The organism is Flavobacterium ovatum (assembly GCF_040703125.1).
Lineage (GTDB): Bacteria > Bacteroidota > Bacteroidia > Flavobacteriales > Flavobacteriaceae > Flavobacterium > Flavobacterium ovatum.
In genome coordinates, this window is record NZ_CP160035.1 from 3,839,724 (window position 1) to 3,864,604 (window position 24,881).

General features: G+C 33.7%; 17 protein-coding genes. 4 read left to right on the forward strand and 13 right to left on the reverse strand.

What is annotated here, in order from left to right:
• Positions 1–19 precede the first annotated feature (19 nt).
• From ABZP37_RS15835 to ABZP37_RS15845, 3 genes are all read right to left on the reverse strand, one after another.
• The gene (locus tag ABZP37_RS15835) at positions 20–3,055 is read right to left on the reverse strand and encodes a SusC/RagA family TonB-linked outer membrane protein (protein WP_366184067.1); all 3,036 of its coding nucleotides are present in this window, start codon (positions 3,053–3,055) and stop codon (positions 20–22) included.
• A 447-nt stretch (positions 3,056–3,502) separates the two neighbouring features.
• On the reverse strand, positions 3,503–4,003 hold the full coding sequence (locus ABZP37_RS15840; RefSeq protein WP_366184068.1) for a hypothetical protein: 501 nt from the start codon (positions 4,001–4,003) through the stop codon (positions 3,503–3,505).
• A 12-nt stretch (positions 4,004–4,015) separates the two neighbouring features.
• Positions 4,016–4,780 (reverse strand): MBL fold metallo-hydrolase, encoded by a 765-nt coding sequence (locus tag ABZP37_RS15845; protein ID WP_366184069.1) that lies wholly within the window; start codon positions 4,778–4,780, stop codon positions 4,016–4,018.
• Between the two features lie 98 nt (positions 4,781–4,878).
• Here ABZP37_RS15845 and ABZP37_RS15850 point away from each other — a divergent pair, with 98 nt between their 5' ends.
• The 3 genes from ABZP37_RS15850 to ABZP37_RS15860 all read left to right on the forward strand — a co-directional run bounded on the left by ABZP37_RS15850 (position 4,879) and on the right by ABZP37_RS15860 (position 7,972).
• Positions 4,879–6,339: a TonB-dependent receptor gene (locus ABZP37_RS15850; RefSeq protein ID WP_366184070.1), complete on the forward strand. Its 1,461-nt coding sequence runs from the start codon at positions 4,879–4,881 to the stop codon at positions 6,337–6,339.
• A gap of 152 nt (positions 6,340–6,491) precedes the next feature.
• Positions 6,492–7,358 carry a hypothetical protein gene (locus ABZP37_RS15855; protein WP_366184071.1) on the forward strand — a complete coding sequence of 289 codons (867 nt, stop codon included), beginning with the start codon at positions 6,492–6,494 and terminating at the stop codon, positions 7,356–7,358.
• Positions 7,355–7,972 carry a hypothetical protein gene (locus ABZP37_RS15860; protein ID WP_366184072.1) on the forward strand — a complete coding sequence of 206 codons (618 nt, stop codon included), beginning with the start codon at positions 7,355–7,357 and terminating at the stop codon, positions 7,970–7,972. Before ABZP37_RS15855 ends, ABZP37_RS15860 begins: the two co-directional genes overlap by 4 nt.
• 105 nt (positions 7,973–8,077) lie before the next feature.
• On the opposite strand, the gene bcp is transcribed toward ABZP37_RS15860, so the two are convergent.
• Positions 8,078–8,530 carry a thioredoxin-dependent thiol peroxidase gene (gene bcp, locus ABZP37_RS15865; RefSeq protein ID WP_366184073.1) on the reverse strand — a complete coding sequence of 151 codons (453 nt, stop codon included), beginning with the start codon at positions 8,528–8,530 and terminating at the stop codon, positions 8,078–8,080.
• Between the two features lie 309 nt (positions 8,531–8,839).
• On the opposite strand from bcp, the gene nth reads away from it, so the two are divergent.
• Positions 8,840–9,490, forward strand: a complete 651-nt coding sequence (gene nth, locus ABZP37_RS15870; protein WP_366184074.1) for an endonuclease III — start codon at positions 8,840–8,842, stop codon at positions 9,488–9,490.
• A 62-nt stretch (positions 9,491–9,552) separates the two neighbouring features.
• Here nth and ABZP37_RS15875 read toward each other — a convergent pair whose 3' ends face one another.
• From ABZP37_RS15875 to ABZP37_RS15915, 9 genes are all read right to left on the reverse strand, one after another.
• A complete protein-coding gene (locus ABZP37_RS15875) occupies positions 9,553–9,696 on the reverse strand; it encodes a hypothetical protein (protein ID WP_366184075.1) in 144 nt (47 codons plus the stop codon).
• Between the two features lie 50 nt (positions 9,697–9,746).
• The gene (locus ABZP37_RS15880) at positions 9,747–10,331 is read right to left on the reverse strand and encodes a sigma-70 family RNA polymerase sigma factor (protein ID WP_366184076.1); all 585 of its coding nucleotides are present in this window, start codon (positions 10,329–10,331) and stop codon (positions 9,747–9,749) included.
• A 314-nt stretch (positions 10,332–10,645) separates the two neighbouring features.
• Complete coding sequence (locus ABZP37_RS15885; RefSeq protein ID WP_366184077.1) at positions 10,646–11,401, reverse strand: glycoside hydrolase family 16 protein; 756 nt, start codon at positions 11,399–11,401, stop codon at positions 10,646–10,648.
• A gap of 3 nt (positions 11,402–11,404) precedes the next feature.
• A complete protein-coding gene (gene bglX, locus ABZP37_RS15890) occupies positions 11,405–13,705 on the reverse strand; it encodes a beta-glucosidase BglX (protein WP_366184078.1) in 2,301 nt (766 codons plus the stop codon).
• A 64-nt stretch (positions 13,706–13,769) separates the two neighbouring features.
• Positions 13,770–15,422 (reverse strand): glycoside hydrolase family 16 protein, encoded by a 1,653-nt coding sequence (locus ABZP37_RS15895; protein WP_366184079.1) that lies wholly within the window; start codon positions 15,420–15,422, stop codon positions 13,770–13,772.
• 10 nt (positions 15,423–15,432) lie between these two features.
• Complete coding sequence (locus ABZP37_RS15900) at positions 15,433–17,073, reverse strand: hypothetical protein (protein WP_366184080.1); 1,641 nt, start codon at positions 17,071–17,073, stop codon at positions 15,433–15,435.
• A gap of 4 nt (positions 17,074–17,077) precedes the next feature.
• Positions 17,078–18,610 carry a RagB/SusD family nutrient uptake outer membrane protein gene (locus ABZP37_RS15905; RefSeq protein WP_366184081.1) on the reverse strand — a complete coding sequence of 511 codons (1,533 nt, stop codon included), beginning with the start codon at positions 18,608–18,610 and terminating at the stop codon, positions 17,078–17,080.
• 11 nt (positions 18,611–18,621) lie between these two features.
• Positions 18,622–21,672 (reverse strand): TonB-dependent receptor, encoded by a 3,051-nt coding sequence (locus ABZP37_RS15910; protein ID WP_366184082.1) that lies wholly within the window; start codon positions 21,670–21,672, stop codon positions 18,622–18,624.
• 239 nt (positions 21,673–21,911) lie between these two features.
• On the reverse strand, positions 21,912–24,710 hold the full coding sequence (locus ABZP37_RS15915) for a triple tyrosine motif-containing protein (RefSeq protein WP_366184083.1): 2,799 nt from the start codon (positions 24,708–24,710) through the stop codon (positions 21,912–21,914).
• Between the last annotated feature and the right edge of the window lie 171 nt (positions 24,711–24,881).

Below are 24,881 nucleotides of genomic sequence, written 5' to 3' on the forward strand. Positions count from 1 at the left end.
TTTAAACAAATGATTACTACTACAATTGAAATTTAAGTCCCAATGTATATGTTCTTGGAGTTGGAAATGCTCCTGCATTAATACCTGCTGTAACATCTGAAGTACCTTGCTCAGACCTAGTAGTTGTATTTTCTGGGTCGTAGCCTGAATATTTAGTAATCAAGAATAAATTTTGTCCTGACGCATATACTTTAAGTGAAGTATTTTTAAAACCAGCAAAGTCTTTAAATGTATATCCAATATTTAAGTTACTTAATCTTATAAAGTTTCCATTTTCTAAAAATTTAGAAGAATTTGCAAAAATTGAATTAGTAGGTACATCTGTTTGATTTGTTGAAGTCCATTGGTTTACTTGTTCTGAAGACAAGAAACTTCTAGCATCTCCAGCACCACCGTTAATACCTGCTTGTGTCATATTGTAAATATCTGCACCAGAAACACTTTGAATAAAAATGTTACAATTCCAGTTTTTATAGCTCAAAGTGTTGTTCCAACCTATAAAAGTTGTTGGCGTACCGTTACCAATAGCACCAAAGGCAACATTATTATCAGCATCAAGTACATATTTTGCTTGACCAGGAACACCTGCGGCAGTACCTGTAGTTTTACTTACTGGAATAACATCGCCTGTTTTCCAAGTACCTAAAAAGGTTGCACCATACAATTGTCCTAAAGACTGCCCTAATTCAATAACATTTAACACTCTAGATTGTCCACCTGGTGCAATAAAGGTTCCGTCGATTTTAGTTTTACCATCACTCAATTTTTCTACTTTGTTTTTAACATACGAAACAGAAACATTTGAATTCCAAGTAAAATCCTCATTTTTAAATAGGTCATACCCCAAATTAACGTCTATACCTTTATTACTTACTTCACCAACATTACTAGTTATAAATCCACGTGCTGCACCACCAGCTCCTCCTCCTCCATCTAATCCGGATAAAGGGTTATTTAGTAATAAATCGGTAGTTAACTTTTTATAGATATCAACACTTAAATTACCTCTTCTATCTTGGAACCCCAAATCAATACCAAAGTTTGATTGCGATGTTGTTTCCCAATTCAGTTCTTTATTTCCGTAATTCAACAAATAAACACCTGGAGTTGCTGTTGTTCCATCAAAAGAATAAGAAACATTATTATATTTTGTATCAGTTGCATAGGCACCAATATTTTGATTACCAACTTGTCCCCAACCTAATCTTAATTTCAAAGAATTAACGACACTTTCCGTTGGTAAAAATTCATCAAGGCTATATCCTACAGCTGCTGAAGGAAAGTATCCTACTCTATTATCTTTTACAAAAACCGAAGAAGCATCACGTCTTGTAGTCAAAGTAACGGACAAATTGTCATTGAAGATATATTCACCACGAAGCATAAAAGACTGAAGTTCTTGTTGTGCAAAATTACTAGCGTAATTTTTACTAGATGCATCAGCAAATTGAGCAAAATAGTAGCCTACTGGACCTTTAATATTTAATCCAGAAAATGAATTGATGTAGTTTTTAGAGTTATTATACTCTTGAACACCTGTAATTTTCAAGTCATGTTTCCCAAATTCTTTATGCCATGTCAAAATATTAGACATTTGATACGAAGTAAATTTGTTTGTATTAAAACCCGCAGATGGGAGGTTATTATTATTCTCAACAAAATAGTTTTGAGTACTATTGTTATTAATCGCAGATCCAAGAACTAAACTGTAAGTAAAATCTTTTGATATATCATAACTTAAGTTAAAAGTAGCATTCAACACATCTTGAATTTGTTGAAAATCACTATTATTTAAAGTATAAACAGGGTTTTGGTTCAAAGAAGCTACACTCCTTATAGAACGCAAATTGTATTCTCCGTTTGTATTGTAAACAGGAGTAGTTGGATCCCATGTCAAAGCCTTGTAGATAATACTACCTTGTGTAGTACCAAAAGTTTCAAAGTTATTATGGTTTTGAAAACGGTTTACAAATAGGTTGAGCCCTACTTTTAACTTATCATTTACTTGAGCTTCAACATTTGAACGTGCAGCAAACTTTTCGGCATTTGTATTGATCACAATACCTTCAATATTATTGTAGTTACCAGAAATAAAATATCTTAATTTCCCTTCGGATCCACTTGCTGAAATTTGTAAATTTTTTGAAACTCCTGTTTTCAATATTTCTCTTTGATAATTTGTCCCGCCTTGTGCTTCAATTGCAGCAATATCTGCCGCTGTATAGAAAGCAGTACCTCTACGAGCATTTTCAATTCGAGCAAAATCCCCTACATTATCAGCCAATGTTGGTAGGTATTTTGGGATGGTTGCGATAGACGTAAAATAATCTACATTAATTTTTCCTTTACCCGAACCTTTTTTGGTAGTAATCACAATCACACCATTAGACCCTCGAACCCCGTAAACAGCAGTAGCAGAAGCATCCTTCAAAACATCCATCGAAGCAATATCGTTTGGATTTAAAGTACTTAAATCTCCTCCAATCATTCCATCGATTACAACAAGCGGATCATTACTACCTGTAATAGAGTTTACCCCTCTCACACGTACTTTAATTTCCCCTCCTGGAGCACCACTAGATCTAGAAACCATTACACCAGAGGCTCTACCTTGCAGTGCTTCTTCAACACGTACAACAGGCTGATCTGCAAATGACTTAGCAGTAACCTGACTTACAGCACCTGTAACATCTTTTTTCTTCGCTGTTCCGTATCCAATTACGACTACTTCATCTAAAGAAGCTACATCTGGTGCCAACTTAACATTAATTGTATTTGACTTTCCTACTTTAATAGATTGGGGATTATAACCTATGAATGAGATTAACAACACATCTCCTTCTTTAGCACCAATGGTAAATTTTCCATCAATATCTGTTGAAACTCCTGATTTTGTTCCTTTCTTGAGTACGTTAACCCCTGGAACTCCTTGACTAGTCTCGTCTGTCACTCGACCCGAAACTTGTTGAGCATAAAATTCTTGAACACTCATCAATGCCAAGAAAAGACCTAAGTAGGTGCTTTTTTTCAAATAAATTGAAATTCTTTTTTTCATAATTTTTAGTTGTTTTGGTTTTTAATATGGTTTTTTGTTTAATGTAGGTTATTAGTAATGGCAACTCTAGTCTTATAAAGTGCGTATTTCTTTAATTAATCAAATTAACATAAATTTAAGATATTACTTTAGCTAAAAATTACCTCTATTCAGTTCTAATTTACCCTGAAGCTATCAAGAATTAAATTAAATAAACTTTTAATCATTGATCAAAAGCAATGATTTCAATGAAAAACAAACGCATTTAACTAAAATTAATCATTTTCTATAAAACACAATTTAGATCCAAATAAGAAACAAGTTTCAATATTGAACTTTGTAAATATATAAAAAAATGTTAACACGTTGCTTCTACTTGACAAAATATTTGAAAAATCGCATAAAAAAAGTAGCAACTAACACAAATGTATTAGTTGCTACTTTTTTTAAAACTATAAAACTAGTCTCCTACCTCTGATACAACAATGACTGAATGACTTCAAAAGACAAACTTTGGTCATCATTAACAAAATATTTCAATAATGCTTCTCCCCAAATTTCACCGTCGCTATAATCTACGATAATCCAACGGTGATTGAGAATTTTAACTTTATTGATTATAAATTTATTCGTGCCTATTTGGTCTTGACCTGAATAAGGATTCCCTTTGGGATTGGAATTAAAATCCATCAACTTTTCCGTTACATGCGGAATTAATTTTTCATATAGTATCGTTTTATCCGGATTACTATTTTCAAAATAGTTTTGTGCATTTTCATTTTTATCTAATGAAAAATAGTTAGCATCAGTCAATTTAGCAGCAACAGCATTCAAGCTGTCTTTCAGTTTCTTGGTCACTCTTGTATAACGCTCTTGCTCGAATTTAACTTCTGAATTGTAATAAGCGTAAGTAAAAACATTGATAAGTACCAACAAAATAAAAACATAGAGTAATAATGATCTTTTCATTTTAAAATATAATTATAAAGTAATTTCTAAATTATCGTAAGCCAGAAAAACATTTTCTGGTAATTTTCCTTGTACCTCTTCATGAAAACCCATGATGTGGCTTATATGTGTCAAATAGGCTCTTTCTGGTTTCACCAATGCAATAAAATCCAGCGCTTCCTGCAAATTAAAATGTGAAAAATGGGGTTCTTCACGTAAAGCATTCACTACCAAAACTTTTAGGTTTTGAAGCTTATAAATTTCCTTTTCTTCAATAGTTTTCACATCTGTTAGATAAGCAAAATCATCAATTCGATACCCAAAAACCTGTAAGTCACCATGTAAGACATCTACTGGAATGATTGTTTTATTCCCTAAAACAAAAGGATAACCATTCGTTACTTCAAAGGTTTTAACAGAAGGAGCCCCCGGGTATTTATTTTCGGTTTGAAAAACATAATCAAAACGTTTTTTAATATTCTCGATAACCCTTGGATGCCCATAAAAAGGCATTTCACCTTGTCTAAAGTTAAAAGGACGAATATCATCAATACCTGCCGTATGATCAGCATGTTCATGTGTAAAAAGAATCCCATCTACTTTTTTACAGTTGGCTCTTAACATTTGTTGTCTAAAATCAGGACCACAATCCACTACATACGAGTGCTCTCCCCATTGAATCCAAATAGACACCCGTAATCTTTTATCTTTCTCATCAGTGCTGAGACACACAGGATGATCACTACCTATTATTGGAATCCCTTGAGAGGTTCCTGTTCCTAAAAAATATACTTTCAAATCTCTTTATTTTTTTTACAAAAATAACATTAAATCTCTTTCATTAGTTATCAAATTCATTAACTTTGTGACATATTCGCCAATTTTACACAAAAAAAATGGGTACTGACATTAAATTAAAAGGTGACAAAGTCATCGAACAAATACCTTCCATCAAGGACAAGGCTCTTCGCATCAACTTAAACGAAAACATTTACGGAACTTTTGCCGAAATTGGTGCCGGACAAGAAACAGTGCGTCACTTTTTTAGAGCTGGAGGCTCCTCTGGAACGATTGCAAAAGCGATGTCCGCTTACGACAAAGACTTTAGTGATGCCGTTTATGGAGATGAAAAGGATGGCCGTTATGTAACTGAAAGTCGCCTTAAGAAAATGCTTTCTCACGAAGTAAGCTTAATAGAACATAGACTAAACCGTGACAAACATCCAAATAAAATGTTCTTTAGCTATGCGAATACTGTTGCTACTATTGATTTTGCTAAACAATTCAAAGGTCACGGCTGGGTAGGTATCAGCTATCAAATAGAACCTGATGAAGCGTATAATGAAATCATACTTCACATTCGTTTTAAGGAAACAGATGTTCGATTGCAACAAGAAACGCTAGGTACTCTGGGCGTAAATTTAATTTATGGTGCCTATTATAAATACAATGACCCTAAAAAATTATTGCGTTATTTGTATGACCATCTGGACAAAGACCAACTAGAAATTGATACTATCAATTTTTCTGGTCCTCGATTTGCAGATGTTGACAACCGCTTAATGAGTTTACAACTCGTTAAAAACGGAATGACAGATGCCGTTATCTTTAATCCTAATGGTAAAAACATACTACCCGCTGCCATCTTATACAAGAAAAACATCCTTGCTTTAAGGGGAAGTTTCCGTCCCGTTACTAAAGTGAATATGGACATGTACAAGAAATCATTGAATATGTTCCTTAAGGAAAAAAAAGTAGACGAAAAAAACACCTTGGTGATTTTTGAAATCACACTTTCTAACTTGCGTTCTGATGGTGAAATTGACGAACGTGACTTTATGGATCGTGCCGAATTGCTTTGCTCCCTAGGACAAACAGTAATGATTTCCAATTTCCAAGAATATTACAAAGTCGTAGAATATTTCTCTAATTATACCAAAGCTCGTATGGGACTTGCTATGGGAGTAAACAATCTAATCGATATTTTTGACGAGAAATACTACCGCCATTTGAGTGGTGGAATTCTCGAGGCCTTCGGGAAATTATTCTTCCGTGATATGAAAGTATTTTTATACCCTATGCTGGATGAAAATGGAGAAATAGGTACATCACAAAACCTAAAAGTACACCCCAGAATGAAAGAACTGTACAAGTTCTTTAAATTCAACGGAAAAGTAATCGATATTGAAGATTATGATCCCGAAAACCTTACTGTTTTTTCTAGAGAAGTTTTAAAAATGATTCACACCGGAAAACCAGGTTGGGAACAAATGTTACCTGAAGGGGTAGCTGAACTAATCAAAAAAGATCATTTATTTGGATATCAATCAAGTAAATTCTTAGAAGAAAACCACTAATAGACTCCTAAAAGCAAGAATATATTAAATTCTTGCTTTTATATTTAGTTACCTTTTTGGATAAAAATTAATTTAAATATCCAAAACCAAAAATAATCGTTCTGAAAACCTACAGCATAACACATTTTTCAATAATTACCATTACCCTATTGATGTCTTCCTTGCACACTCCTGCAATAAGCAAGTCATTTTCTTACGATAGTCGCTCTATAAACACTCTAAACTCAAGCAAATTATTGATTGAATTAGCAGATATTGAAATCGACACCATTTTTAGTACAAAGAGGGACACTATTAAATCCAAGATAAAAAACAAAATCGATCCACTAAAAAGCAATACTGTTGTTACTTACCAAATTCATCATAATGGAAAAATTGAAAAAATAATTCCTAAAAAAATAACTAAAGAATTCAAAAATAAATACAGGTATATTTACTTTGATAAAAAAGGCAAGAAATATAATTTAGGAGATTTTACGATCTACAAAACGCACAAATTTAAAGGTACTGAAGGAGAAACGGTAAATCTTGTCAACCTTGAAGAAGTCCCTAAAACTTATAAAAAAGGAAAACTTCAATATCATTTTAACATCGACTCGCCAAGATCTTATGTCAACGAAAAAACGTTAGCCAGTTTTTTTGGAGCGATGCTAGAGGTCAACTATTTGGACATTGGTTGCAATGGGTTTAGCCACAAAGATGGCTCATCCAAACCTAGTAAAAGTCACATCAATGGTAATAACGGAGATTTTAAGTACCTTAGAAAGAATAAATCTTTAGAATGTGGAGCAGGAACAAGCTTAAACATCAGTAGTTCCCCGGATTCATTAGACTACCCTAGGCAAAATAAATGGAATGATGCCTTATATAAATTTGGATGGAAAAACATGCTAGGTTGGACTTATACAGTCCGAAAAAAGACAAAATACCTCCATCATATTACACACAAGACGACCAATCATCACCACCATCTACATGTTCAAAATTATGAACCTCAATTTAAAGAAATAAAAGAATGAAAAAAATAACCTTCCTTATTTTGATACTAGTATTTTTTTCATGTAAAAAAGATGCTAAAAATCCTGATAGCGTAACCACTAAAGCTATTATTACTGACTCTACTATTTATAGCTCTACGGCTATACAAAACTATTTAAAACTCAATCCTAAGTTTAGCGAATACCAAATAATTGGCCTTCATAACCCCAAAGAATTTACAGTAAAAGAACTCACCTTTCCTGTGAAAGAAAATGACTTTGATTACAATAAATCAGCTGATTTTAAATATTTTATTGCTACCACTTTTGACTTAAACAAAACAAACTACAAAGTAATTACTTATATCTCTTATGGCGAAAATGGATCTAAAGTATTGAACATCCAGTTAAACAGTTATCTGTCTGGAGCTCAGGTTGACGCTTTACTACTCGATTGTAGGTTTACCTTTGAAACTGAATATTACCGTAATTTTTCAATAAATAGCAATGGTACTATTACCTTGAAAAAATCAGCAATAGACAGCCTACTGTTTAACGAAGAGGGTGATATTATTGGTCAAAAAGCCGTAAAAGACACTACTACTGAAGTAGTTCTATACAAAATGAATAGTATGGGACATTTTATAAAATCTTAGCCCTTAATTGACAGTGATACTTCTAAAAAGTCAAAAATAATGAAGTATAAAAAAAGTTCTAAAATCTATTTTAGAACTTTTTTTATACTTCATACGCTACAACACTTATTTCAAAATTTGAGCGGCGTGTTCTTTCGTTTTTACTTTTTCAATAACTTCATCTATTATTCCTCCTTCGTTGATTATAAAAGTAGTTCTATAAATTCCATCATACTCTTTACCCATGAATTTTTTTGGCCCCCAAACTCCAAAAGCCTCAATAACCGATTTCGATTCATCAGCCAACAACGGAAAAGGAAGGTTGTATTTTTCCTTGAATTTAGTTTGCCTACCCGCTGAATCAGGACTTACCCCCAAAAGCGCATAATTATTAGCCTGAAAACGTTCAAAGTTATCTCTTAAGTCGCAAGCTTCTGCCGTACAACCTGGGGTACTAGCTTTTGGATAAAAGAAAACTACCAATTTTTTACCTGCGTAATCAGATAGTGTATGTGTTTTTCCATCTTGATCCATTCCTGAAAAGGCTGGAGCTTTATCTCCTTGTTTTAATGTCGTCATTTTTATGAGTTATGAATTAATGAATTATGAGTTATGAATTATAAGGTATTAGCTATGACTTATAGGTTTTCCAATTCAATTTTGACTTTTGATTTTTGTCTTTCTTCTTTTCTCTTTTACTTTGCCCCAGATGGTAATGAAAAGCCCGGACTGAAAAAACTTATTTTTTTCTTGTTTATAAAGAGCGACCAGCAGGAAGCTCCTTTATAAACTTAGAAAAAAAGTTTTTGAAGGAGGACTTGTAATGGACAGCTGGATTAGGCACAAAGTAAAATTTATATTATTTTTACAAAATATAAATTTACAATAATGAATAAGCAAGAGCGAGTAACATTTGTTATAAATACGTTAAAAGAATTATATCCTACGATTCCTATTCCGTTAGACCATAAAGATCCATATACACTACTGATTGCAGTTTTGCTCTCAGCTCAATGTACAGATGTACGTGTAAACAAAATCACACCTTTATTATTTGCTAAAGCTGATAATCCATATGATATGATTAAAATGACTGTGGAAGAAATTAAGGAAATCATTCGTCCTTGTGGGCTTTCGCCGATGAAATCAAAAGGAATTCATGGATTGTCTCACATTTTGATTGATAAACATAGTGGTGAAGTTCCACAAAGTTTTGAATATCTAGAAGAATTACCTGCCGTAGGGCACAAAACCGCTAGTGTGGTCATGTCACAGGCTTTTGGAGTTCCTGCTTTTCCTGTAGATACCCATATTCATCGATTGATGTACCGCTGGAATTTGACAAACGGAAAGAATGTACAACAAACAGAAAAAGATGCCAAACGAATTTTCCCTGAGGACACTTGGAACGACTTGCATTTGCAAATGATATGGTATGGTAGAGAATATTCTCCTGCACGTGGTTGGCATTTAGAGAAGGACATTATTACCAAAACAATCGGTAGAAAAACAGTACTTGAAAATTATTATAAAAAATAAAGACTCACTTAGTTTAATCATCAAACAAGTGAATATCAATAGTTTAAAGAAAATTAAAATACTTAGTTTGAAATAATTTCAAAATATTTATTGTCAATCTTGATTACATTCATCGCTTTAGAATAATTCAACAAAAAAGAAATGACTTCTTTTTTAGGTTTTATTGCTTTTGGGGCAACATTTTGTTTAGAGTAAATTTTTGCCATATCAGGGTATAATTATTTTATACTAGAACGGAGTATTTATCTAAATATTGTTAATTCGTTAGTACAATTTGATGTTTGTCTATCACTTTTCGCAAATTCATAAGCGCATATCGCATTCTACCTAAAGATGTATTGATACTTACTCCTGTAATTTCGGATATTTCCTTGAAACTCATGTCCTGATACATACGCATCATCAATACCTCTTTTTGATCATCAGGAAGTTCTTCTAGCAACTTACGGACGTCATTTTCTACTTGGTCAGTGATAATTTGTGTTTCAATATTAGGCGATTCATCGGACATAATCGAAAAGATAGAGAAAGCTTCAGTTTCACGAAACATCGGCATTTTTTTATTTCTTCTAAAATGATCGATCATTAAATTGTGAGCAATACGCATCACCCATGGAAGAAATTTACCTTCTTCATTATAGGAATTAGATTTCAATGTTTTTATTACCTTGATGAAAGTATCTTGAAAAATATCATTAGAGATATCCCTATCTGAAATCTTTGAGAAGATAAAACCGTATATTCTGGATTGGTGTCGCTTAATTAATATTTCCAAGGCTTTTTCATTCCCTGTCACATAATCCTTAACCAATAAAGCATCTGAGAGTTCTGTAGTAGCCATAATTTACCTTTTAGTTTTGTTAAAATTTTGGAGTAATTTTTCTAAAAAAGTAATTTTATCAAATAGGCTTTGGTTGTTCAGTGTTAATAGATTTAACAAATTTAACAAATATTAATTTTAATATGCAAATTAATGACAATAAATATTTGTTTCACTCATTAATACCTCCTGAAAAACAATAACATAGGTTGATATTATACCAAAATAAAATACGAACTTCTCGAAAAAATATTTTTCACAGATACAATCCTATGAATACTTTTTATTAGAAGTAAAAAAAAGAGAAACATTCAGATGCTTCTCTTTTTCTTATTTTATTGATAAACCTTGATGTAATCAATTATAAACTCTTGAGGAAAAATCATATCATTGACTTTTGGACCTCCAAAGTCACCTCCTATTGCCATATTGACTAAAAAAAAGAAAGGTTGGTTATAAGGCCAAATATCCTCGGTTTTGGTCACTGGACTAAAGGTGTAAACCAATTTATTGTCTACAAAAAAATCGATTTTATCCTTTGTCCAATCTATGGCATACAGATGAAAACCTTGTTCGATAGTTTCAATTTTTGTTTTCTTGGTGTTAATCGTATTTCCGTGACTGTCTTGAGTATGTAATGACGTAAAAACAACATGAGGTTCTTTACCTACATATTCAAGTATATCAATTTCTCCACATTTGGGCCAACCTACTTTGTCAATATTTGCCCCGAGCATCCAGAAAGCAGGCCAAACACCATAACCAACAGGTAATTTAGCTTTAGTTTCAAAATAGCCATATTGAAATTCTTTTTTCCCTTTTGTGTTGATTCGGGTAGAAGTGTATTTGTCAGCTTCTTTTTTGGCGGTAATAACCAATTTACCATCTATTAATTGATGATTGTCATTGGTGTACAACTGGCGTTCATTATTGCCCCAACCACAGTTGGGGCATCCATCTCCTAGTTCAACGTTCCAATTATTTTTGTTTAATTCTTTTCCCTTAAACTGTTCTTCCCATACTAATTTCTTTCCTTTTGGTTGTGCAAAAGAAAGCGTACTAATGAGTAGTAATACTAAAAATTTATGCATCTTTTAGTTATTTTGATATTGAAAATCAGCTGTCAAAGTCTTGTCCGAACTTCCACCAACAAAAACTTTGAAATCTCCAGCTTCGGCTTCCCATTTAGAATTAGCTGTGAAAAATTCAATCGTTTTTTTATTGATTATAAAAGTCACTTTTTTAGATTCATTAGGTTGTAATTCAATCATTTCAAATCCTTTTAGCTCTTTTACGGGACGAGTTATAGAGGCAAATAAATCTCTAACATACAACTGAACGACTTCTTTACCTGCATATTTTCCTGTATTCTTTAGGGTTACAGAAACTTCAATTTGCCCATTGTCTGCAAATGATTTTTGGTTTAAAACCAAGTTCGAATATTCGAATTTAGTATAGCTTAATCCATATCCAAAAGGATACAAAGGCGTGTTTTTTTCATCACTATAATGGGACCAAAAAACACTTTCTGGCTCATTCATCTCTGGACGACCCGTATTTTTGTAATTGTAATAAATAGGTACTTGACCTACATTTCTAGGGAATGTCATTGGTAATTTCCCACTTGGATTATAATCGCCATACAATACTTGCGCAATGGCATTACCACTTTGTGTTCCTAGTTGCCAAGCTTCAACAATCGCTGGAATATGAGCATCGGCCCAAGGAATTGCGAGAGGTCTTCCGTTGTTTAAAACCAAAACAATATTTGGATTCACTTTATACACTTCTTCCAATAATTCTTGTTGTACTCCAGGCAAACCAATATCTGTTCTACTCCTACCCTCACCAGATTGTAAACCGTGCTCTCCTAAGGACATAATCACTACATCAGCTCCTTTGGCAGCTTTGATTGCTTCAGCAAAACCACTTTTGTCGGTAGTATTAATTTTGGTTTCCCAAACAAATTGTGTACGCCCTACAGAAACATCAGCTCCTTTTACATAAGACAGGTTATTTCCTTTATATTTTTGCAATCCTTCCAACAATGAAACTGCAGTTTCATCATCAGCGGCAATACGCCAGCTACCTAAAGGACTCGTTTTATCATTGGCCAAAGCACCAATAACAACAATTTTTTGTCCTGATTTTTTAAGTGGCAAAAGCTCTCTTTCATTTTTCAACAATACGATTGATTTTTTGGCCATTTCCAAAACGGCTTCCTGAAACGCTGGTTTTCCTACTGTTTCTTTCTCATAGTTTTCGTCGCAGTACAAATAAGGATTATCAAATAGACCTAGTTCAAATTTTACTTTCAAAATTCTTCTAGCAGCATCATCAATCAAGCTTTCTTTGACCTTTCCTTCTTTAACCAATTCGGATAAATGAGCAACATAAGCACTGGATTCCATATCCATGTCTGAACCTGCATTGATCGCAATTTCGGCAGCATGTTTATTGTCTTTTGCATAACCATGTGCAATCATTTCGTTAATTGAACCCCAATCAGAAACTACAAAACCATCAAATTTCCATTCGTCTTTTAAGATTTGTCTTTGCAAGTATTTGTTTCCGGTTGCTGGAATTCCGTTCAGTTCATTAAAAGAATTCATAAACGTGCGCACACCTGCATCCAAAGCAGCTTTAAACGGAGGGAAAACAATATTTTGCAAAGTAGATTCCCCTACATCAACGGTATTATAATCACGCCCTGATTCGGCAAAAGCATACCCTGCAAAATGTTTGGCGCAAGCCAAAATAGTATTTTTTGCTTTTAAATTATCGCCTTGAAAACCTTGTACACGAGCAATTGCGATTTGACTACCTAGATAAGGATCTTCTCCGGCTCCTTCCATCACACGGCCCCAACGGGCATCACGAGCAATATCTACCATGGGTGCAAATGTCCAGTTGAGTCCAACTGAAGCAGCTTCTTCAGCCGCCACAGCTGCAGATTTTTTGATTTCAATCATATCCCAACTCGCCGCTTCGGCTAATGGAATGGGGCTTATCGTTTTATACCCATGAATAACGTCAAACCCAAAGAGTAATGGGATTCCCATACGGGTTTCTTCCACCGCAATTTTTTGCAATGCTCTAACGTCTTTTACACCTTTAACATTTAACATCGAACCTACCAATCCGTTTTTTAAATCGGCATATTTTTTAGCAGCTTGTCCTTCCTTTGGAGTTGGTCCGGTAATTTCCCAAAAACCATTGTATTGATTGAGTTGTCCTATTTTCTCTTCTAATGTCATCAACTTCAAAACTGAATCTACTTTGGTCTCCAAACTATTCATTGGAGAAAAAGCAACTTTTGGCTGAATGATTTTTTGGCTACAACTGATTACAACAATAGTAGAAAAGACAAATGATACTATTTTTAATTTTCTCATTTTCTATTTTTTTAATTTAAAAGGCCGAAATAAATCCGACCTTTTGATTTCATTTTTAATTCGATTATTGATACACTCTTACATAATCAATCTCCATAGAAGATTGAGTGAAAGCAGTATCAATAGTACCACCAAAACTTCCTCCCATGGCTACATTTAGAATCATAAAAAAGTCTTTATTGAATGGTAAGCTATTGTTATTTGCAACGGTATGAAACAACACATCATCTACATAAATTTTTACTGATGCTGGACTCCAAATGGTTTTATACACATGAAATTCAGTCGAAGCATTTGCAATAGTCGTTGTTTTACCATTACCATTCCCTCCAGAATTCCCTGGATAATGTAAGGTTCCGTGAATAACATTTTGTTCATTTCCTTTGTGTTCCATTATATCAATTTCTCCACAACCTGGCCATGTATTGGTTGCATAATCTGAACCTAACATCCAGATTGCTGGCCAAGTACCTCCACCAGAAGGTAATTTAGCTCTTACCTCTACTTTACCATAAGTGAACTTGTATTTTCCTTCGGATTTTAAACGAGCCGAAGTATAATCACTACCTGATTTTTTGGCAGTAATTTTTAAATTTCCACCAGAAACAACCACATTCTCTGAATTACTAGTATACGTTTGTTTTTCGTTGTTTCCCCAACCATTATTACCTGTTCCTAAATCATAGGTCCATTTTGCAGTATCTGGAGCACCATCAGTATTGAACTCGTCAGACCATACTAAATTAGTGTAATCAACAGCAGCCACAACTTGTGTTGGTTTTGTAGTCGTAAAAGTATGGTACCAAGCAACACCAGCATTTCCTCCCATTACTGCTCTTACGACCATTCTGTTATCAGTAATAGATAATATTTCATAGCTGCTTTGTCCAATATAATACCCCATAAATCCACCACCAGAGAAAGTCATTAAAGTACCTCTTGTTTGAGTTGCAGCATCTGGATTTTTCGTCACTACTGACTCCGAAGGACTTAAAACAACCGATTTAGTACCTGAAACAGCATAATCTAGACAGGCGTCTTCTGTACCTGATCCACCACCAACACTTAAATAGTCAGCATTAAAGAAAGTTCTTCCTCCATTGTCTAAACTATATTTTAATTGATCCCCTACCATTGAGAAGGTAAGTACATTGTCATACAAACAACTACTGCTTGATGCACCCGCTTTTTCAAAAGCAGTTGCTTGGTACCAATGTGGATAGTAATTTTCAGCAGTATTAGCACTATTCGGTCCAACTCCTAAATGTCCTTTTTCGGAAGCAGAAAAATACCATTTTTTGGAAGTTCCACCTGATAAAAAAGCCACTGCTTGATCGTCACTGAAGGTACTTAATACAGTAACTTCCGCAGTTGTAGTAGAGGTAATACCACCTTTACCTGATGCTATCACAGTAACAGTATACGTATTCAATCCAACTTTTGTAAATAGTTTTTGATAAATACCACTTGGAGCATTTTCTGACGAACCATCAGGGAAAATCAATTTATATGAAATAGCATCATCAGCTTTCACAATAAGTTTTACTTTTCCTGAACCGTCACCATTAGGCGTCTCTGTCGTTTTTCCTATTATTTCATAAGTTACCGATAAGTTACTAGGGGCAGCTATAGATCCAAAAGAATAATCATCTTTGGAACAATTAACCATCAACAGCAATGTTAAAATGGCAATTGTATTTATAAATATATTTTTCATCTTGTATGTTTTAGTTAGATTGTTTGATATCATCAAAATAGTAGATCGCTCCTGTACCGTTTACGCCAAAATCAGGAAACAAAATCACTGTATCGTATTTATTAGCTGTGCTAAATGTACCAGCAGTTGGATTTGTAAGATCAAAAGTGAGTACTTGCCAAGAATTGGCAACTGTAGTAGTTGCTTCGACCTCAACAAAAACGGTTGGGTTACCATTTCCATCTTTTGGTGAACCTGATACTTCGGTTTTAAACAAAATCTTAGCGCCTACTTTTGGTGACCAAACAGTAACTTTAACTTTGGTCCCTTTACTGAAATCAATTGTTGAATCAAGACCTAAACTAGCTCCAGCCCAAACTTGTGCTCCAGATGGTTTTTCAATTTTTACTACTTTATTCGATGTGTTATTTCCTGTTTTATCAGGATTAGCAACTACAGATACAGGAATCCCACTAAAATCAGCCGCTCCAAAACCTGACCACGGATAAGTAAGTGTCGTGCTTTCAAAATCAAGTGGCAATGCAACTAACGCAGAAGGCGTTTTATAAAAATAAATATTATCTATAAATACACTTCCAGTTGCCCAGGGAGTTCCAACAAATTTCAATTGAAAAATATCAGCAACAGTTAAACCTTGGCTTGTGAAAGCTGCCATTGGAATGTCAATTGATGTCCATTGATTAGCCACTAAACTTTTGATAACAGGCTTTTCACCACTTGTTTTACTGATTAAAAACGTCTCTATTTTCTCTAAATCAGCAGTCCAAACATCCATGTGAATGAATTCCATTCCCGATACATCAATTGAAGTATTATCAGCTAAGGCAATACCTTGGTAACTTAATTTGATATAATTCAACATTTTGTCTCCATTCAAATCAAATTCTGCCCAACTACTACCTTGACCACCTTGTCCCCAATCTGGGAAGAAATTTGTACCTGCGACATTGGTGTATTTTGAACTATAAATAGAAATCACATCTGCTGATTGTCTGTTAGGAGGTGTTGGTGCTGAAGCAAATGGTTTATTTACTACAGTAACAGTAAACTGTTTTGTAAATTCAGTTGTTTTAATTGCTGCACTTTTAGAAACAACTCTAATAGTGTACACCCCTGCATTTTGGTATGTATAGGAAACTGATTCACCATTATTAGCGCTTACTGGATCTGGTTTCCCAGCTTCTCCAAAATAAACATCATAAAACAACGCAAAATCAGCAGTAGCTTTTACATTTACTTTTTTAGAAACTTGCAAATCATTTTCGATAGTCACAACTAAATTTTCTGGTGCTTTAAAAGAGACCATTACGCGTTGAATGGTTTCTGTTTTTTTACCATTCAGGGTAGTTCCTATGATTTTGGCATCATAAACACCTTCTTTGTAAGTATGATCTATTGTGCCTCCTGGACCTACATATACAGGAGCCGTAGTATCATCTCCAAAATAAATCTCAAATTGAGCAACTCCTTCTCCTAGTGGTGAAAAAGTTACTTTTCCAGTATTATCTTGTGTTACAGTGGTCAAAGCCGAAATATTAGTTGGAGCTCCTAGTGCATCTAAATTAATTAGATCGTTCTCTGTAGAGCAACTAAAAATAATAGCCGCCACAATAAGACTTGTTATATATTTTATGTTTTTTATATTTTTCATAGTACTAATTATTATAGTTAGGATTTTGTTTCCAGTTTCCTTTAGCAAACTGTATTTCTTCTATTGGAATTGGAAACAATTCGTTTTTGCCAACAGTAAAGCCTGGTATTTCTTGACCTGCTTTACCCGTACGAACTAAATCAAAGAAACGAATACCTTCACCTGCTAGCTCTACTCTTCTTTCCTCTAAAATCTTATCATATAAAGCGGGACCTGAAGATGTAATTTCATGATTATTATCACCAAAAGCCCTTGCTCTAACTTCGTTTAAATAGATCCTAGCTTTAGCATCATTCACTATTTTACTTTTATTATGAGCCTCTGCAGCCATCAACAGTACATCAGCATAACGAATCGCTCTATAGTTATTTGGACTCGTCAATTTAACATCTCCAGCAGCTTCTGCTCTTCTAGTTCTAGGGATGTATTTCCTATTAAAAAACCCTGTATCTTGATTTTGCTTAGTATACTTAGTCCCTGGGTTTTGAGCTATCCATGCTACCATATCCAAAATTGTGACTGGTTTTCTAGAATCACCTACTTCAAATGCATTCACTATTTTAGGAGTTGGAAGATTAAAATTGTTACCATCAGCAAAAACAGGGCCTTCGTATCCAAAAGGACCGGCAAAACCAACAGCTACATTCCCTTCAATGGCTTGCATGTAGCCATAAGAACCACCTTCAACATCAGTGTACTGAATTTCAAAAACAGATTCAGGTCCATTTTCACCTTCCGCTTCAAAAATGCTTCCGTAAGGAGTTAATCCTGCCGTTATTTGTTGTGTTGTTAAATCTGTAGTTTTTACAAGATGATAATTTCCTGTTAGTATCAATTTATCAAATGTAGCAGCTGCTTCATCGTATTTTTTATCATACAAATAAGCTTTTCCAAGCAAAGCTAGAGCTGATCCACTTGTCGCTCTCCCTTTTTGAGAGGGAACAGCCGATAAATTATCTGCTGCATAAATTAAATCTTTCTGAATTTCAGCATACACTTCAGCCGTTGTAGCACGAGGAACTGACTTTTCATCACCAGGAACAAATCGAACATCTCCGTTCAATGGAATTCCTCCAAACCATTTAACTAATTCAAAATGATAATAAGCTCTTAAAAAACGGGCTTCAGCAATAATTTGTTCTTTACCTACAAAATTAGTTTTGTCTTTAAATTCGAGAATGTAATTGCATCTTTGAACACCTGCAAACATCCACTCCCATATTTTTTTGGTTTCAGCATTTACGGGTGAATGTATCATCTGATCTATCTGTTGGTATCCAATTACATCGGTTGGACTGTTTCCTCCAGCAAAGGTGTTGTCAGAGGCTATTTCTCCCAAAAGCACATTTACAAAAGTGGTTTGTAGAGCGTCATAAGCTCCAATTAAAGCATTGTCATAATCTGTTTTAGAATTAAAATAATTCTCAGAATCTATAGAATAAGCTACAGGACGATCAACAAAATCATCGCTACATGAAGTGACCACTGTTGAGAAAAGTGCTACGCTTGCGATTGTAATAAATATATATATTTTCATTTTATTTCAAATTAAAAATTAATGTTTAAACCCACCAAATAGGTTCTTGGAATAGGATAGAAACCATCATCGATTCCACCACCTATTGGAGCACCACTAGAGGCACCTGGATCAAATCCTTTGTATTTTGTGAACGTATAAAGATTATTTACACCTGCATACAATCTTAATTTAGTGATACCCGCTTTTTCTGAAAAACGAGAGTTCAAAGTGTATCCTAATTGCAAACTTTGGATTCTCACATAAGAAGCATCTTCAACAAAATAATCAGAAAACAATTTATTGGTAGTTGCAGCGGTAGTCACTCTTGGTACTGAATTACTAGTCCCTTCACCAGTCCATCTATCCAAAACATAAGTCAAACGATTGGCATCAGGTGAAATACTTTCGTAGTTGCGCACCATATTGTTTCCTATTGAAGCAAAAGTGTACATTGAAAAATCAAGTGCTTTGTAGTTTAATTGAAGATTGAATCCCATTGTTGCCTCTGGTATTGGATCACCAATATTCGTTCTATCATCAGTAGTAATTTTACCATCCCCATTTGTATCCACAAAACGAATATCTCCAGGAGATGCTTTTGTTCCTAAATCAGTTTGATCTGGAGCATCATCTATTTCTTTTTGGTTTTGAAATATCCCATTAGTTTTCAAACCATAAAAATAACCTATTGGCTGACCTGCCTGCATTCTTGATGGCGCCAATTGACCAACACCAAAAGTACCGCCTTCGATAAAATCAGCTCCAATAATTTCGGTCACATTGTTCTTAAGAAAAGTAACGTTGTATCCAAGACTCATTTTAAAATTATCTGAAAACTTATTACTATAGTTTACAGCAAATTCAAGACCTGTATTCTTTACTGTTCCAGCATTAATAGTAGGATTAGAAGCTCCAGGAGCTTGCCCACCTAATATTCCTGAAACAGGGATCCCTGGAATCAATAAATCAGCTCTTGTGTCAATAAAATAATCCGCTACAATTGTTATTTTATTGTTGAATAAATTCATGTCCAAACCAACATCAAATTTCTTAGCCTCTTCCCATTTAAGATTTGGATTTAGAATTTGACCTGTAGCACGACCATTTACTAAAGCTCCATCAAACACATAAGTAGCTTCACCAGTTAGTTGAGAAAGATACCCATTCGTTGGGATTGCATCATTACCTACTACGCCATAACTTCCTCTTAATTTCAAGAAATTTACTCTAGCGGACTCTCCAAAAAATCCTTCGTCCGAAATTATCCAACCTGCAGTAAGAGAAGGAAAATAACCTACTTTATTACCAGGTCCAAATTTAGTTGACGCATCACGACGCATCATTGCTGACAAAAGGTATTTCCCTTTGTAATCATATTGTAATCTTCCAAAATAAGAAAGTCTTCTTTCATCATAAACATACGACCCTACTGGAATTGTACCCGCAGCAGGCGCTCCATTTGCCAAAGCGATATCTGCAAAATCCCATGAATTATTAGGAACGTCATAACCTGTTGCAAACAATCCGTTTCCGTATTCTTTATAAATTGTATTACCAACAACCCCTACTAACTTGTGATTTTCGGCAATTGTTTTGGTATAAGTTGCGTATAAATCGAAAGAATAATTATTATCATTCACCGCATTTTGTGAAACAGAACTTCTTGTCGTATTGAATACTTTACCACTTCCGTAATTAAGTAATTTTGAAAATGACTTAGACTCACTATTAGCAGATTTAAATCCAATGGTACTACTTACAACAAAGGCTGGTGTGAATTTGTAGTCCAATCCAAAGTTTCCACTGATTTGTTTGAAATTAAAATCATTGTATGAATTGGCAATTTGAGCCAATGGGTTAATCATTTCGTTACCCAAAGAACCTCCTGGAAAAACAGTAAAGTCCCCATTGGTATCATAAGGAGTAAGAGTAGACGGTGAATTTACCGCATTCAAAAGAACAGAAGCATTACCGTTTTCTGGTAAAGTCTTTCTATTGAAATAAGTATAAATGACATTCGTTTTTAATTTTAATTTATCCGTAACATCAGCTCCTAAGGATACTCTAGCAGTGTTTCTTAAAAATCCTGATTTAGCACCACCAACGATACCTTCTTGGTCCAAATGCGATCCACTTACAGAATAAGTAATTTTGTCTGATCCACCAGAAAAGTTAATATCATGACTAATAAGCGGCACCCCTTTAGTAAGGATTTGATCTTGCCATTTGGTCCCTTTACTAAGACCGCTTAAATTTGTAAATGGTAATGCATTTCCACTGTTTGCATAACTCTCATTAAGTAGTAAAGCGTATTCTGTAGCATTAAGAGTTGGTAAAGTGCGAGATGCTTCTTGAAAACCAACATACGAATTGAAAGTGATTTTTGCCTTAGAATTCTTTTTACCCATTTTGGTAGTTACTAAAATAACTCCATTTGCAGCAGCAGAACCATAAATAGCCGCTTGTGCATCTTTCAATACAGTAATTGTTTCTACATCATTTGGATTTAATAATCCCAATTCACCAATGTATCCGTCTATAATAGTCAATGGTGCATTGTTACCATTAGTAGCAATACCCCTGATACGGATATCTAATCCTGCACCAGGTGATCCAGAAGTAGTAGTTACATTTACTCCCGAAACAGTTCCTTGTAAGGCTTGCTCAATTTTAACAGGTTTTAAAATTTCCAATGTTTTACTATCTACTACAGATACTGCACCGGTAATTTCCTTTTTTTTCTGAGCACCATACCCAATTACAATAACCTCCTCTAAACTTTTTGCGTCTTCTTGTAATGACACAGTCATGCTTTTATTAGAAGAAGTAACTTTATATTCAAAAGTTTTATACCCAATAAAACTAAAGATAACAACTGATCCTGATGGAATTCCTTTTAAAGTATACTTCCCATCAAAATCGGTCGAGGTACCTATATTGGTATTCTTTATTTGAATGTTAACTCCAGGTATTGATAAACCCGAACTTTTTTCTTTTACAACCCCTCCGATGTCAAAGCCTTGAGAAAAACCCAAAACAGAAAACATTAGAAAGACAATTAATAGATAATTTGATTTCATAATTAGTTAAGTTTTTGTGAATTATAAAATTAGTCAAGCAAAGTCCTAAATCCTTAAAAATAACCTTTACAAAAAACATACAGTGTAAAAAAAACAATAATTCACTAACAATATCACAACAAAAGAGCTAAAACACTAGACAAACAGAACTTTTTACAGTTGTTAATGAAAATAAAAAAACCACAACGTTTTGTTAATGTTGTGGTGATGTATAGTTTTTTATGTCTTTTTTGTACTACCTATACAGTCAAAACATACTCTACGAGTCCTTGTTCATGCGATAAATCCATTTTTTTACGCAAACGGTACCTTTTTATCTCCACAGATCGAACGGAAATATTTAACAAAGGGGCAATTTCTTTTGATGATAAATTCAATCGCAGGTACGCACATAATCGCAAATCATTAGCCGTTAATGAAGGATGAGCTTCCTTCATTTTTTTCAAAAAATCTTTGTCCGTATTATCAAAAGCTTCTTGGAAAACACTCCAGGAATCTTTGCCTGTTATGTTTTTATTAATAGTAGAAATTACCGACTTGATACTTCTACTTTCACTTTCAGTGGTGTTCTTTAAATCTTCTTGTATAAACGCTAGCAATTCATTTTTGCTATTCAAACTCATCGTGGAAGCAGCTAATTCTTTATTGATATCATCAACATCTTGAGACAACTGTTCGTTTTTAATACGCATTAATTGTTGTTCGTTTTCTAATTCTTTTATTTCTAACAATACATTATTCTCTTCAATTAGCTTTTCTTTTTGCCTTTGATAATACTGGTTGTATTCTTTATGAAACAATCGAACTAGTATAACACTCAATAGAAAATAGATTATAATGGCTAAATTAGTACCATACCATGGTTTTAAAATCTTAAAAGCATACACGACAGCATTGTCTAAATTAGAATTGGCAAATTTTGCTTTAACCTTAAAGATATAATCTCCAGAGGGCAAGTTCTTAAAATTAACAGATGATTTCACATTCCAATCACTCCATTTGTCTTGATATCCTTCAAGGATATACTGGTATTCTGCATTTATGTATTTATCATATTCTGGAACAGTATAAAACAAAGAAATATTATTTTCATCATGAGAAAACCTACCTTCCACTTTTATTGCATTGGTATTCATGGGTTCATTCAATGCATAGCTACTAATATTAGTAATCGATACTTTATAATTCTCAAAAGCCAATTCATTAATATTCATTGTATAATACCCATCGGTAGTACCAAAAAAATAAGTCGATGGCGACAATTGCGTAATATTTTCATACCCCAACATCGAATTAGTCAGTGATACTGGAATAGGAATACTATTTTGTTTGAGCTGATTACTCAATTTATTTTCCGTATAATAATTAATATAATTCTTAGAAAACAACCATATTTTATTAGAACGATCTACAATCATTTTACCAGAAGTATATTCGTCTTTTTCAAAAACCGAACTCAACAAAGGTTCTTTTTCGAATTCTTTTGTTTTGTTATTGAGTTTAAAAACCCCCTCTTTATAAGCGTAATAGATCGTATTATTGAATTGTACCAAACTAGCATTTTTACCTTTTGTTGGATTTTCATAAGTGATTGTCTTCTTTATTTTTTGAAGTTTTTCATCTGTTTCCAACCTAAAAACACCTTTGTATTCATGGCTTACGTAAATCTCAAAGTTTTTGGTAATCTCAAAATACTTAGTCGAATAATCAAAACCAGCGATTTTATTTCGAAAATGCCACTGATTATTCTGTTTTTCTAAAACAGTCAAACCATAATAATTCCCTTGTATCAAAAGATTTTTATTTCCTGGAACGGGTGCAAACTTCCAAGTACCCGATTTAGAAAAAATATATTGTGCAAGTCCGTTTTCTAATATAAAAGTTCCTCTATCATGTCCACAAAACAAAGTATTATCGTTTATAAACAAGCTCCAAACCTGTCCTTTAGTCCCTTTTATAAACTGAAATTCTTCGTTACTTTGATAGGTTTTATAGAATAATCCTTGATTCGTACCCACATATAGCTTTCCTTTATATAATTGTGACGCATAAACGGTACCCAAAACTCCCGAATCATCTACAAAACTTTGAATAGGCGATTTTAAATTAATACAATTGATTCCGTTATCAAGACCCACCCAAAGATCTTTCCCACTATCTTCAAATAATGACAAAGCAGTATTATTGCTTAATCCTTTGCGTTGTGAAATATGGTATTTCAACTTCCCTTCATTCGATAAAATAAAAATCCCGTTGGATACCGTTCCTACTGCGATACCGCTTGAAAGTAACTCACAGCTATATACACTACCTTGATCTAAACTAACATCAATATCAGTTGTATATTTGGATAAAACGGAGCCCGATAATTTATAAAAACCATTCGTTTGGGTAGCTAATAAAAGTCCGTTTTCTTTTGAGAAAATATTGATGATCATATTATTTTTCAAGCGTGATTGACTGGCTATTAACTTGCTTTTACCTGCTTCTATTTCATACAATCCTTCGTTATGTGTTTGATAATAAATAGCAGAATCTGTTCGAAATGATTTAATTATATTTGAACTTGGAGCTATAATCTTGAAACTTCCTTTTTTTGTATCGAAAATATAAATCCTGTTCAAGGATTGAAAAATCACCCAGTGATCATAATTTAAGATATTCCAGAACTGTTCATCATCTAATATTTTTGATTTTATATACTTACTCAAAGAATAATATTGTAATAAACCATCTGTTTTTCGTGTCCAAAAACCAAATTCCATATAGCTACCAGTATAAATTTTATCACCAATAACTTTTACAGATCTAATGATGGTTTCATTCGGTGATGGATACAATCGCCAATTGGCACCATTAAATTCTAATAATCCTTCATTATTAGCAAAAAAAACAAATTGGTTTTGATCTTGGGAAATCATCCAATTTTGGTTTCCTGCTCCATAACTATTAGGAGCGTACTGTACAATTGGTGGTAAGTCTTGAGAGAAAACCGTTGAAAAAAGGATAAAAAATAAAAGTGTGATTTTTGTTTTCAAAGGATCATATTTTTGGGTTAGTGTAAATTTATAACTTAATCATATTAGTTGATAAAAATCCCGAACATAAAAACTATACAAAACCAAAGTCGCCATAATATAGTCAAAAACTGTGAATTTTAACCAAATTTAGGATTTGTTCAACCCTCATTCTCTGTTCAAAAATGCTTA

Bases quoted from the DNA above. Each gene is read 5' to 3' on its own strand.
- ABZP37_RS15855 (WP_366184071.1), top strand. From the start codon at position 6,492: ATGTCTTCCTTGCACACTCCTGCAATAAGCAAGTCATTTTCTTACGAT.
- ABZP37_RS15875 (WP_366184075.1), bottom strand. From the start codon at position 9,696: ATGGCAAAAATTTACTCTAAACAAAATGTTGCCCCAAAAGCAATAAAA.
- ABZP37_RS15840 (WP_366184068.1), bottom strand. From the start codon at position 4,003: ATGAAAAGATCATTATTACTCTATGTTTTTATTTTGTTGGTACTTATC.
- ABZP37_RS15910 (WP_366184082.1), bottom strand. From the start codon at position 21,672: ATGAAATCAAATTATCTATTAATTGTCTTTCTAATGTTTTCTGTTTTG.
- ABZP37_RS15880 (WP_366184076.1), bottom strand. From the start codon at position 10,331: ATGGCTACTACAGAACTCTCAGATGCTTTATTGGTTAAGGATTATGTG.
- ABZP37_RS15885 (WP_366184077.1), bottom strand. From the start codon at position 11,401: ATGCATAAATTTTTAGTATTACTACTCATTAGTACGCTTTCTTTTGCA.
- ABZP37_RS15860 (WP_366184072.1), top strand. From the start codon at position 7,355: ATGAAAAAAATAACCTTCCTTATTTTGATACTAGTATTTTTTTCATGT.
- ABZP37_RS15835 (WP_366184067.1), bottom strand. From the start codon at position 3,055: ATGAAAAAAAGAATTTCAATTTATTTGAAAAAAAGCACCTACTTAGGT.
- bcp (WP_366184073.1), bottom strand. From the start codon at position 8,530: ATGACGACATTAAAACAAGGAGATAAAGCTCCAGCCTTTTCAGGAATG.
- ABZP37_RS15905 (WP_366184081.1), bottom strand. From the start codon at position 18,610: ATGAAAATATATATATTTATTACAATCGCAAGCGTAGCACTTTTCTCA.
- bglX (WP_366184078.1), bottom strand. From the start codon at position 13,705: ATGAGAAAATTAAAAATAGTATCATTTGTCTTTTCTACTATTGTTGTA.
- ABZP37_RS15850 (WP_366184070.1), top strand. From the start codon at position 4,879: ATGGGTACTGACATTAAATTAAAAGGTGACAAAGTCATCGAACAAATA.
- ABZP37_RS15900 (WP_366184080.1), bottom strand. From the start codon at position 17,073: ATGAAAAATATAAAAAACATAAAATATATAACAAGTCTTATTGTGGCG.
- ABZP37_RS15895 (WP_366184079.1), bottom strand. From the start codon at position 15,422: ATGAAAAATATATTTATAAATACAATTGCCATTTTAACATTGCTGTTG.
- nth (WP_366184074.1), top strand. From the start codon at position 8,840: ATGAATAAGCAAGAGCGAGTAACATTTGTTATAAATACGTTAAAAGAA.